Raw genomic sequence first — 10,478 nt, forward strand, 5'->3', positions numbered from 1 at the left:
CGGGCCCTTGCCGTCCGCTACGGCTTGAATCCGAAGACTGTGCTCAAGTGGCGCAAAAGGACCACCACATCCGATGCGCCCATGGGACCGAAGGMCCCTCGAAGTACGGTGCTGACGCCGGCCGAGGAAGCCATCGTCGTGGCCTTCCGGCAGAAGACACTGCTGCCGCTGGACGACGTGCTGGGTTGCCTGAAGGACACCATCCCCGGCCTCAGCCGCAGCGCCCTGCACCGTTGCCTCCAACGCCACGGCATCTCCCGACTGCCTAAGGATGAAACGGCGGACAAGCGCAGCCAGTTCAAGACCTACGCCATCGGCTACGTCCACATCGACAGCTGCGAACTGCGCCACGCCGAAGGCAAGCTGCACATGTTCCTGGCTMTCGATCGGGTCTCCAAGTTCACCTACGTTGAGTTCCACGCGCGCATCGGCAGCAAGATCGGCGCAGACTTCCTGCGGGCTGTGGCCGAGGTATTCCCCTACCAGATACACACGGTCCTTACCGATAACGGCATGGCTTTCGCTGATCTGCCCAAGAACCGTTCCGGTCCGACAGCCATGATGCGCGGCCATCCCTTCGACCGCGCTTGCTGGGAGCTCGGCATCGAGCACCGACTGACCAAACCCTATCATCCATGGACCAACGGCCAGGCCGAACGGATGAACCGCACAATCAAGGACGCCACGATCAAGATCTTCCACTACGATTGCCTGGAAAGCCTGAAGGCCCACGTCCTGGTCTTCGTTACCGCCTACAACTTCGCCAAGCATCTCAAGGCGCTGCGATGGCGAACGCCCTATCAGGCCATCTGCGACGCCTGGATCAGTGACCCGTCACCCTTCAAAATCAATCCGCACCATCTCATCCCGAGACCGCACATCTAGCTGAGCGCGGTACGGGGTCCCTCAACGCCCCATCAGGAAGCTCTTGACGCGTTTGATCGCGTCATCGCGGGCTTCAGGATGTGTCCCCACCGTGACCTTGCCGGTTCCGGTCGCGGAATAGGCCACGTCGCTGCGCTCCTTCACCTCGAGGCGAGGGTGATCGAAATCATGCAGCGCGCCGGGATAAAGCACGAGTTCGATGGCTTCGCCGCGCGCCCGTGCCGCTTTGGCGAGATGGTCGCAGGGCGCTGGCGGCGTCCAGTCGTCCGCATCACCCATCAGGATGAGGGTCGGCAGCCTGGCCGAAAAGCTCGCGGACTCCGATTGGAAGCGGCAGCCCGGATAGRAGGCGATGGCGCGTGCGAAATCGGGTTGGCCGTCGGCCGGGCGCCTGTCCTTGCGGATCGCGGTCAGGACGGTGGAGCCGCCACCGGACCAGCCGAGCAGGGAGATTTCCTTGTCGCGCACATCATCGCGAGCCTGCAGCCATTGCCGTGATGCTGCCGCGTCGGCGACGCGCTCACGGCTAGCCCGAACCGTCAGTTCCTTGACGCCGCATTGTGAACCGAGCCTGCGCGAGCCGTAGCTGTCCGGCATCAGCACGACGTAGCCAGCGGCAGCCAGCCGCTCGCCCCAGTCCGAATGCCGGGCGGACAATTTGCCATTGTCGCGCCACAGGCCGCCGCAACCATGCAGGGCGACCACGGCCGGGAATGGCCCTGGACCGTTCGGGCGGTACAGCACACCGTCCAGCTGTCCTTCCTCGACCGGGATGCGAACGCGCTCATAGCCGCCCGCAGACGCGGGCGCGCACCAAAGCAGCGCGAGGCCTGTAAGGGCCATGACGTGTCGGACGAGACTGGACATCATCGGCAGGAACGCTATCACAGCTCCGAGTTATCGGATAATTCATTCCCTGAGCAACGGTTTTCGATCTTACAGATGAACATCAGCGAGCGTCCTCCCGTGCCGGGACCCGAAGCTGCCGTCGACTATGGTCACGGCGAATTCCGCGTGGTGCGCCCCGGCGCCTTCGTGCGCTGCGCCGTGACCGGCGCCCCGATCAAGCTCGACGATCTGCGTTACTGGTCGGTCGAGTGGCAGGAAGCCTATGTCTCTCCGGAGGCGGTGCTGTTGCGGCTGCGCCGCGCCGGGCGTGCCTGAGAGCCCGCCTTCACGCCATCCAGCAGGTGCGTGATCTCGCTCGGTTCGTCGAAGACGAGCGAGACCGGGACCGCCAGCAGGCGGTGCTGCTCCGCAAACGGCCAGAGTGCAGCGAGCTTTGTCATGTCCTTTTCGGTGGTCGCCACCAGGCAATCCTGCGCCGCTGCCTCGTGGATGATCTTGGCCACGTCCTCGGCCGTGTAGGCGTGGTGATCGCCGAAGGCATGTTCGGCGCGAATCTCGGCGCCGGCCTCGCGCAGGGTCGCGCTGAATTTCTCCGGCCGTCCGATCCCTGAGACGGCCAGGACGGCCTGACCACGAAGTCTGTCGGCAATCCCGGCCGACAGCGCAAGCCGCCCGCGCAGAACCGGCTTGCCGGCCTCCCGGGCCGCGGCGGCGACCCTGTCCCCTGCCTCGCCCGGGCCGATCACCAGGATCGCATCGGTCATCGCCAACTGCTCAGCCAGCGGCGCCCGCAACGGGCCGGCTGGCAGGCATAGACCGTTGCCGATCCCGCTCGCGCCATCGACGACAGCCAACCGCAGCTGTTTGGTGAGCGAGGGGTTCTGCAGCCCGTCATCCATGATGATCAGGCTTGCGCCGAACGCTTTCGCGAAGGCGGCTCCGGCCGGCCGATCGCGGGCTACCACGGTGCGGGCGGCAGAGGCCATCAGCACGGCCTCATCCCCGACGCCGTTGGCATCATGGTGACGCCTGTCCACTTCGACAGGCCCGGCGAGCCGTCCGCCATAGCCCCGCATCAGGACGAAGGGCGTTTCTCCGCGGGCTGTCGCAAGCGCGGCCAGCGCGATCGCCGTCGGTGTCTTGCCGGCACCGCCAGCAATGAAATTCCCGACACAGATCACCGGGATGCCTGCATCGGTACCGGTCTGGCGCATGCGGCGCGCGGTGAGCGCGCCGTAGAGGGAGCCGATCGGTTGCAGCAGCCGGGCAAGAAGGCTCGGCCGATGCTGCCACCAGAACGCCGGTGCGCGCATCAGCTGTCGATCTCGCGCTGGCCCAGAGCGACGCGCATCAAGAGCGGTTCGATGGCCTGTTCCGTGCGGCTCAGTGCGCCGCCGAGCTGCTTGCTGGTTTGCCCCGCCGCGCGCGCGGCCTGCCGTGCGGCTGCCGGGTCGCTGAGCCAGCGATGCACCGCGCCTGCGAGCGCCTGCACATCGGGAACTTCACGCGCACCGCCGCCTTGATCGAAGGCGGCGAAGATCTCGGCGTTGTTGTGGACATACGGCCCGTGCACCAGGGCGCAGCCGAGCTTGGCGGGCTCGATCGGATTATGTCCGCCGATCATCGGCACGAGCGAACCGCCAAGGAAGGCCACTTGCGAGAGCCGATAGAAGAGGCCGAGCTCGTTGACCGTGTCGGCGATATAGAGCTCGATATCGGGGTCCGGCATCTCTCCAGCCGCGCGCCGCGCGACGGCGACACCGTTGGCCCGGGCGAGATCCTCGATCTCCTGGCCGCGCTGAGGGTGCCGCGGAGCGATGATCGTGAGCAGCTTCGGCACATGCGGCTTGATGCCGAGATGGGCCGACAGGATCTGCTCCTCCTCGCCCGGATGCGTGCTGGCGGCGATCCAGATCGGCCGGCCGGCCGTCAGCCCATCGAGAATCGCGAGCGTGTTCGGATCGGCCGGGGGCGCCGCGACATCGAATTTCAGATTGCCGGCGATGCTGACACGCGGCGCGCCGAGCTGGGCAAGACGCTCGCCGTCGCCCTGCGACTGGGCAAGGCAGGAATCGAAGCTGGAGAGCAGGTAGCGTGAGGTTCTGGGCGCCCTGTACCAGCGCTTGAAGGAGCGCTCCGACATCCGGGCATTGACCAGCACGAGCGGAATATCCCGCTTGCGTGCCTCGATCACCATATTGGGCCAGATTTCGGATTCGCAGATCAGCCCCATGGCCGGCTGCCAATAGTCCAGGAAGCGGCGCATGTAGCGCGGTACGTCGAGCGGCAGGTACTGGTGGATGGCGCCGGCTGGCAAACGCGCTGCAAGCAGGCGCGCCGAGGTCACGGTGCCGGAGGTCACGAGAACGGCCAGCCCGCGCCGCTGCAGGCGCTCGATCAGGGGGAGCAGCGTCACCGTCTCGCCGACGCTGGCGCCATGCAGCCAGATCAGCGTCTGGTCGGGCCGTTGGACGCCGGGATAGCCGCGGCGCTCGGCGAAGCGTGTCGGATCTTCCTTGCCGCGGCGACGGCGCCAGACCAGCAGGCCTGCAGCGGCCGGCTCGAACAGCGCAGTCGCCATGCGGTAGGCTCTGAGGAAGGGGCCCTTGCCGCTCATGCCGCTTTGGCTCCTGTTGCAGCGCGGAGCCCCGCGCCGGGGTCGCGGGAACCGACCAGCTCATAGGCGCGGGCATGGACCGCGTCGAGCCCGGCCTGGAGCGCGAGACGGGCGGCTTCGCTCGTGGCCTCGTCGGCATCGCGCGCGATCCGGATCGGATCGCCGACCACGATCGCGCAGCGGCCGAAGGGCAGGCCGATCGAGGCGCGGTCCCAGCTGTTGAAGTCGACGCGCCGGCTCGTCACCACGGCAACGGGATGGACCGGGCGACCCGATGCCTTGGCCAGCGCGATGATGCCAGGCCCCGCGACGCGGGCGCGCTTGGGAATGTCGGCCGTGAGCACCATGGTGTCGCCGGCGGCCAGGCGTCGAACCATGGCGAGGAACGCGCTCGCACCACCCTTCTCGCGGACCTTGCGGCCGAGCGCCCCTGAGCCGCGAATGGCGCCGATGCCGAGTTCGCGCAACGCGACGGCGTTGAATCCGCCATCGCCGTGGCGGGAAACCAGCGAGCAGGCGGGCATCCAATCCGGCCGTGCGAAGGGGATCATGATGTGCTGGCCGTGCCACATCGCGATGATCAGCGGCAGCTCCGGCCGGATATGATCATAGATGTCGGCCGGTTCGACAACGGTTCGGCTGGTGCGGCGGACGAGTTTGAGATAGCCGGCCAGCAGCCGGCCGAGCGTCTCTTGCGCCACACGCGTCTTGAGGATGGAAAAGCCCATGAACTCCGCTTCCGAACCGCTGAATGCCTGTCCCGCAGCTCAGGACTTCGCGGTTTCGGGATCGAGCAGGCGATGCAGGTGCACGACGAAGTAGCGCATCTGGGCCTGGTCGACGGTCGCCTGTGCCTTGGCCTTCCAGGCCGCATGGGCGCTCGCATAGTTCGGGTAGATGCCGACGATGTCGAGCTTCGACAGGTCCTTGAAGGTGATGCCGTCAAGGGAGCTCAGCTCGCCGCCGAAGACGAGATGAAGAAGCTGCTTCTGGTCGGTGTCCGCGTTCATTGGTCTCTCCAGCGGGAATGAGGCTCTGCCGCGGCACCAGATAAGCTATCCGCGCGAGCGGTGCGAGTGCCGATTGAGCGAGGTCGAATTTGTCCGAGGCGGCTGGCCTTCATGCGCTCTGCGGCGGGGTCTCGCGCAGGCGCTGCATTGCAGCAAGCAGCGGCTCCGCGAGGCTTGCGCCACTAGCAACAAGCATGCCGTGGATCGGTACCTCGCGGTTGTAGACGACGGGGTTGCCGCTCCCGTCGCTGAGCTGGCCGCCGGCTTCGTCCAGCACGAGATGCGCGGCGGCAAGGTCCCAGTCCCGCGCATCAGGGGAGACCAGCCCGGCATCGATCGTGCCGTCCGCGATCCGTGCCAGCCTGAGTGCGAGCGAAGGGATCTTCTCGGCAGCGTCGAACGTCTCGATCCGCGCCAAGGCGTCGAGCATCGGCTTCGGCCCCGCAATGCGAGCGCCGCCGAGCTTGGTCAGGCGGGTCGTCGCGATCGGCCGGTCGTTGCAGTAGGCCCCCTCGTGCCGTCGGGCCGTATAGGTTGCGCCGCAGGCGGGCGCATGCACGACGCCGGTCACCGGAGCGCCATCAGCAAGGAGGGCGACGCAAACCGCCCAGTCCGGCGAGCCCGACATGAACGCGCGCGTTCCATCGATGGGGTCGACGACCCAGACGAGACGGCGCGACAGCCGCTGCGCGTCGTCGGCGGTCTCTTCCGATAGCCATGCGGCATCCGGCAGCAATTCCGAGAGTCTGATCCGCAGGAAGGTGTCGACGGCGATGTCGGCTTCGGTGACGGGCGAGCCGCCGCTCTTCGACCATGTCCGGGCCGCGGTCTTGGCTCCGGGGCGGAACAGTTCGAGTGCCAGCGCACCCGCCTCGATGCAGCTTTCCCGGACGTGAGGCAGAAGATCCGGGGCGACAGGCAGCGTTTGCGAAGTCATGCGCTCCCTATCGAGCCTCCCTGCTGCGGTTTCAAGGTGAAAAAGCAGCGCAGTTGCGAAAGATTCCGTCAAGCATCACGCCGGATAGCGGCCGATTTAGACGCCCAAATGGCCGCAACACATTCCTTTAACCGAAGCTCTTAAGCGCTCGGATAGGGCTGCGGTCCACTCTCCACCCTGCAAGCACGAGAGCCCCGGACTTCACAGAGGGCTCCGCGCAGCAGGGACATGAGAGGCGTAAAACCGATGGCCAGCGTCACGCCGGCTGCCGGGGAGGTCGGCTTTGCGCCGAACCTTCTCGGCTGCCCGAACCATAGCAGCATAGTCGCGCGCAATCCGATGCCGGTGCAGGTCGAGGCGCCCCGCATCGAGCGCATCGCCTCGGTGAGGATCTTGCGCGGAAACCCCGGTTGGCGCGGCATTGCCCTGCGGCTGGCCAATCCGTCCGGCGAAGATGAACGTCTGGAACTCGCTCTGACGGCCGGCGATGGCCGTGCGATCAGTGTCGCGGTCTTCGATGCCGAAGATGCCGTGGCACACTGGCGCGACTGTGGTCGCAGCAGCGGTTTGCCGCTGTTGCTCGAATCCGTCGATGGCGTGATCACCGAGCCCTTTCCTCAGTTCGGCCGGCTGGCACTGGGGCCGATCCGCATCCGCCGTCGGCACGCCTTTCTCAATGGCCGCCGCCCACGCTTCCTGACACGGCGCAAGACCGCGCAGCTTCCAGCGCGGCCGGTCATCGTCTCCGGCGAGCGGCTGACGGATTGAGCGGTTAGATCAGGGGACCGCATATCGCATCCCGTCCATGATCTAATCTTTCCATGTCGGCATCGGCTTTCCCCGAAGAACGCAAACCGCTCTTCGGGCCGCTGCCTTGGGCCTTCATTTCACAGGAAAGAGCGGCTCAACGCATCGAGTGCGTAGCCGCCGGCCAGCAGCAGGCCGGCGTTGCGGTTGGAGCGGAACAGGCCCAGCGCGACCGGAGAGGTCGCGCCCTGGATCCGGGAAACCTGCCAGGCGAGATGCGCGGCGAAGGCCGCAAGTCCAATCCAGGCCATGGCGCCACCGCCCGTGCTCCAGGTCGCCACGCCAGCGAGCGCGACAGAGAGCGTGAAGCAAAACCCGACCGCCTCGCGCGTCCAGGCCCCGAAATAGCGGGCACTCGACTTGATGCCGGCAATGACATCATCCTCGATATCCTGCATGGCGTAGATGGTGTCGTAGCCGATCGTCCAGACGATCGCGGCCGCGTAGATCAGGTAGGCCGGTGGGTCGAGCTGCCCGAACACGGCGCTCCAGCCCAGGAGCCCGCCCCATGAGAAGGCGAGGCCCAGCACGAATTGCGGCATGCTGGTGATGCGCTTCATGAAGGGATAGATCGCGACGATCGCCAGCGAGGCGATGCCGAGCACGATCGTGAAGCGATTGAATTGGACGAGGATCAGCAGTCCGACCAATGACAGCGCGACCATGAAGAGCGCGGCGGACCTGGTTGTGATCTGCCCGGAGGGCAACGGGCGTCCGCGCGTTCGTGCCACCTGAGCATCGAGCTTTCGGTCGACGATATCGTTGAAGGTCGAGCCGGCGGCTCGCATCACGATGGCGCCAACCATGAAAAGCAGGCCGTGCCAGAGATTGGGAAACGCGCTGCCGCTCGCGATGGCTGCAAGCCCTGCGGCCCACCAGCACGGAAGCAGCAGCAGCCACCAGCCGATTGGCCGGTCGATGCGGGCAAGCTTGAGATAAGGGCGCAGCCAGACCGGCGCCCTTGTATCGACCCAATGACCTTTCAGGGCGTCGGGAAGGGGCGCATCAACCAGGGTCATGTCGGCTGGCTTCGAGGCCAGGACCATGGCGAGATCAGAGCGCGCCCTGCGGCACCCGCATCGGGCCGCCGGTCAGAGAATCGCCGCCGCCGAACGGATTGTTGCCCTGTTGCTGGGCCTGCTGCTGCGCCTTGCGCTGCATGGCCGCCTGCTGCTTCACCGCATTGCAGGCCTGATTGCGGAAGCCGGCTGCCTTCTCATTGTCGGCCTTCATGCCGTCCACGAAGGTCGGCGGAATCTGGCACCAGTCCTGATTGGCGGTTGCGAATTTGAGGGTGGCGTTGCCGTTGTTGACGAGGCTGCCGAGTGTTCCGCAGGCCTCCGCCGGCGTCAGCTTGCGCTTGGCCTTGGACGCGGAGTTCAACCGCGCGACGATCGACTGCCGCTCCTGCAGGAGCTTTTGAAGCTGTTCGCAGCCCGAGGCCTGAGCGCTCGCCGGGCTGACGTGGAGGAATGTCGCCGCTGCCAAGCCGAGCGTCGCAATCAACCCCGAGGCCACGTATCGCCGCATAATAGTCCTGCTCCCAATCGATGAGGGTTCCTGGAACCGCGCACTCCATATCAGCAGAGGGGCGGTCTCGCCAAGCGTCAGGCGACATTGAACTGAATTCTGTCACCGACTCTTGCGATTAGACGAAGAATGTGGCGACTTTCCCGCCGCAATGGCATTGCAAGATCGGCTGCTGTCGCAAGAGGGAGATTGTTTGCGCCTATGCCGATGCCAGACCTGCCGAAACATCGGCTCTATCTCGACTCCACGTTGGCACAGGATGCGCCCGTTCCTCTCGAGCGGGAGCAGGCCAATTACCTTCTCAACGTCCTGCGCCTGCGCGATGGCGCCGGCGTTCTCGTCTTCAACGGGCGCGACGGCGAATGGCTTGCCGAGATCGTTCCGGAAGGGCGGAAGCAGGCGAGCCTGCGCCCGCTGCGGCAGCTGCAGCTCCAGACCTCCGTGCCGGACCTGCATTATCTCTTTGCGCCGCTGAAACACGCGCGGCTCGATTACATGGCTCAGAAGGCCGTGGAGATGGGGGCCGGCGTGCTGCAGCCGGTGCTCACCCGACGCACGCAGGTCTCGCGGTTGAACCTCGAACGCCTCAGGGCCAATGCCATCGAGGCTGCCGAGCAATGCGGCATCCTGGCCTTGCCGGAAATTCGTTCCGAGCAGCCGCTCGATGCGGCGCTGGCCGCTCTCGAGCCCGAGCGCCTGCTGATCTTCTGCGACGAGGACATGGCCGCGGCGAGTCCCCTGAGCGCGCTGGCGGAAGCCCCGCCGGCGCCGCTCGCCCTGCTGATTGGTCCCGAAGGTGGCTTTGACGACGAGGAGCGCCGGCGAGTGCTGTCACGCCCCAAGACAATCCGTATCTCGCTCGGCCCGCGCATCCTGCGCGCCGATACGGCGGCGGTCGCGGCGCTTGCCCTGGTCCAGGCGACATTGGGCGACTGGGTCTCGAGATCGGGCTGAGCGCGCAGGGAACGACGCGCCGAATTCCACGTTGGTCGTTGGGGAGGAAGATCCACATTCGTCGCGGTGCCATCGAACCGGCTCATTCAGGGCCGGTTTTGCGCGCGAGGGTCTGCTCCCGTGATTCGACGACCCGCGAGGACCATGAGATGAGCCAAGCCTGCCGCTTCGGTATCGAAGAAGAGTATTTCCTGTCCGATTTCACGACACGTGGCATCGTCCGGAAGATCTCGCCGGCATTCCTCGATGCCGTGCATGCGGCGTTTCCGAGCGAAGTCCAACGGGAGATGCTGCAGTCCCAGATCGAGGTGGCGACACCGGTCTGCGAGACGATGGCAGAGGCGCGCAAATCGCTGGCGACGCTGCGGACCGGCCTTGCGAGCATCGGGCTGGCGCATGACATGCTCCTGCTCGCCTGCGGCACGCATCCGAGCGCGGCCTGGTCGCGCCAGCGCGCCACCGAGGCGGCTCGCTATGACAAGCTGATGCGCGAACTCCAGATGCTCGGCAGCCGCAACCAGCTCTGTGGGCTCCATATCCATGTCGAGGTGCCGGACGAAGATCAGCGCATCCGGCTGATGGGGCGGATCATGCCGTTCCTCCCGGTGTTTCTCGCGCTGTCGACGTCGTCTCCCTTCTGGCAGGGGCGGCGCACCGGCCTGATGGGCTACAGACTATCCGCCTACGCGGAACTACCGCGCACCGGCCTGCCGGAGCTCTTCCTCGAACCCGCCGACTACCGCGCCTATGTCGATACCCTGGTCGCGGCCGGGGCGATCAAGGATGCCAGCTATATCTGGTGGGCGATTCGCCCTTCAGAGAAGCATCCGACGCTGGAATTGCGCATCGCCGACAGCTGCACGCGCCTGGACGATACGCTGGCCATCGC

General features: G+C 66.1%; 13 protein-coding genes. 5 read left to right on the plus strand and 8 right to left on the minus strand.

What is annotated here, in order from left to right:
• Window positions 1–885, plus strand: an 885-nt coding sequence (locus tag AC1DRP_RS30720) for an IS481 family transposase (RefSeq protein WP_476770472.1), incomplete at its 5' end; no start/stop codon positions are given.
• 21 nt (window positions 886–906) lie between these two features.
• Here the strand turns inward: AC1DRP_RS30720 and AC1DRP_RS30725 are convergent.
• Entirely contained in the window at window positions 907–1,728 is an 822-nt protein-coding gene (locus AC1DRP_RS30725; RefSeq protein WP_476770473.1) for a dienelactone hydrolase family protein, read from the minus strand.
• Between the two features lie 99 nt (window positions 1,729–1,827).
• On the opposite strand from AC1DRP_RS30725, the gene AC1DRP_RS30730 reads away from it, so the two are divergent.
• Window positions 1,828–2,049 (plus strand): DUF2093 domain-containing protein, encoded by a 222-nt coding sequence (locus AC1DRP_RS30730; protein ID WP_113518934.1) that lies wholly within the window; start codon window positions 1,828–1,830, stop codon window positions 2,047–2,049.
• Here the strand turns inward: AC1DRP_RS30730 and lpxK are convergent.
• From lpxK to AC1DRP_RS30755, 5 genes are all read right to left on the minus strand, one after another.
• Window positions 1,995–3,047: a tetraacyldisaccharide 4'-kinase gene (gene lpxK, locus AC1DRP_RS30735; protein WP_441506425.1), complete on the minus strand. Its 1,053-nt coding sequence runs from the start codon at window positions 3,045–3,047 to the stop codon at window positions 1,995–1,997. The genes AC1DRP_RS30730 and lpxK overlap by 55 nt on opposite strands.
• A complete protein-coding gene (locus AC1DRP_RS30740; protein ID WP_441488883.1) occupies window positions 3,047–4,351 on the minus strand; it encodes a 3-deoxy-D-manno-octulosonic acid transferase in 1,305 nt (434 codons plus the stop codon). Before AC1DRP_RS30740 ends, lpxK begins: the two co-directional genes overlap by 1 nt.
• A complete protein-coding gene (locus tag AC1DRP_RS30745; protein WP_441488884.1) occupies window positions 4,348–5,079 on the minus strand; it encodes a lysophospholipid acyltransferase family protein in 732 nt (243 codons plus the stop codon). The genes AC1DRP_RS30740 and AC1DRP_RS30745 overlap by 4 nt, the downstream gene beginning before the upstream one ends.
• 39 nt (window positions 5,080–5,118) lie before the next feature.
• Window positions 5,119–5,361, minus strand: coding sequence for a DUF4170 domain-containing protein (locus AC1DRP_RS30750; RefSeq protein WP_441488885.1), 243 nt, complete (start codon window positions 5,359–5,361; stop codon window positions 5,119–5,121).
• A 109-nt stretch (window positions 5,362–5,470) separates the two neighbouring features.
• Complete coding sequence (locus AC1DRP_RS30755) at window positions 5,471–6,298, minus strand: 3'(2'),5'-bisphosphate nucleotidase CysQ (RefSeq protein ID WP_441488886.1); 828 nt, start codon at window positions 6,296–6,298, stop codon at window positions 5,471–5,473.
• A gap of 246 nt (window positions 6,299–6,544) precedes the next feature.
• Here AC1DRP_RS30755 and AC1DRP_RS30760 point away from each other — a divergent pair, with 246 nt between their 5' ends.
• Window positions 6,545–7,066 carry a DUF6101 family protein gene (locus AC1DRP_RS30760; RefSeq protein WP_476770474.1) on the plus strand — a complete coding sequence of 174 codons (522 nt, stop codon included), beginning with the start codon at window positions 6,545–6,547 and terminating at the stop codon, window positions 7,064–7,066.
• A gap of 119 nt (window positions 7,067–7,185) precedes the next feature.
• Here the strand turns inward: AC1DRP_RS30760 and ubiA are convergent, their stop codons facing one another.
• Together ubiA and AC1DRP_RS30770 are read right to left on the minus strand one after the other, a co-directional pair.
• The gene (gene ubiA / locus AC1DRP_RS30765) at window positions 7,186–8,151 is read right to left on the minus strand and encodes a 4-hydroxybenzoate octaprenyltransferase (RefSeq protein WP_476770475.1); all 966 of its coding nucleotides are present in this window, start codon (window positions 8,149–8,151) and stop codon (window positions 7,186–7,188) included.
• A gap of 7 nt (window positions 8,152–8,158) precedes the next feature.
• Entirely contained in the window at window positions 8,159–8,635 is a 477-nt protein-coding gene (locus tag AC1DRP_RS30770) for a hypothetical protein (protein WP_113518927.1), read from the minus strand.
• Window positions 8,636–8,836: 201 nt separating this feature from the next.
• Between AC1DRP_RS30770 and AC1DRP_RS30775 the strand changes: the two genes are divergently transcribed.
• Complete coding sequence (locus AC1DRP_RS30775; RefSeq protein ID WP_441506427.1) at window positions 8,837–9,589, plus strand: 16S rRNA (uracil(1498)-N(3))-methyltransferase; 753 nt, start codon at window positions 8,837–8,839, stop codon at window positions 9,587–9,589.
• A gap of 149 nt (window positions 9,590–9,738) precedes the next feature.
• A partial coding sequence (locus AC1DRP_RS30780; RefSeq protein ID WP_476770476.1) for a carboxylate-amine ligase occupies window positions 9,739–10,478 on the plus strand: 740 nt, incomplete at its 3' end.

The sequence above is a fragment of the Allobosea sp. 01N443 genome, from assembly GCF_056399325.1.

Excerpts from the sequence above, each read along its gene's own strand:
- AC1DRP_RS30770 (WP_113518927.1), bottom strand. The coding sequence starts at position 8,635 with ATGCGGCGATACGTGGCCTCGGGGTTGATTGCGACGCTCGGCTTGGCA.
- AC1DRP_RS30750 (WP_441488885.1), bottom strand. The coding sequence starts at position 5,361 with ATGAACGCGGACACCGACCAGAAGCAGCTTCTTCATCTCGTCTTCGGC.
- AC1DRP_RS30730 (WP_113518934.1), top strand. The coding sequence starts at position 1,828 with ATGAACATCAGCGAGCGTCCTCCCGTGCCGGGACCCGAAGCTGCCGTC.
- AC1DRP_RS30755 (WP_441488886.1), bottom strand. The coding sequence starts at position 6,298 with ATGACTTCGCAAACGCTGCCTGTCGCCCCGGATCTTCTGCCTCACGTC.
- AC1DRP_RS30775 (WP_441506427.1), top strand. The coding sequence starts at position 8,837 with ATGCCGATGCCAGACCTGCCGAAACATCGGCTCTATCTCGACTCCACG.
- lpxK (WP_441506425.1), bottom strand. The coding sequence starts at position 3,047 with ATGCGCGCACCGGCGTTCTGGTGGCAGCATCGGCCGAGCCTTCTTGCC.
- ubiA (WP_476770475.1), bottom strand. The coding sequence starts at position 8,151 with ATGGTCCTGGCCTCGAAGCCAGCCGACATGACCCTGGTTGATGCGCCC.
- AC1DRP_RS30740 (WP_441488883.1), bottom strand. The coding sequence starts at position 4,351 with ATGAGCGGCAAGGGCCCCTTCCTCAGAGCCTACCGCATGGCGACTGCG.
- AC1DRP_RS30745 (WP_441488884.1), bottom strand. The coding sequence starts at position 5,079 with ATGGGCTTTTCCATCCTCAAGACGCGTGTGGCGCAAGAGACGCTCGGC.
- AC1DRP_RS30760 (WP_476770474.1), top strand. The coding sequence starts at position 6,545 with ATGGCCAGCGTCACGCCGGCTGCCGGGGAGGTCGGCTTTGCGCCGAAC.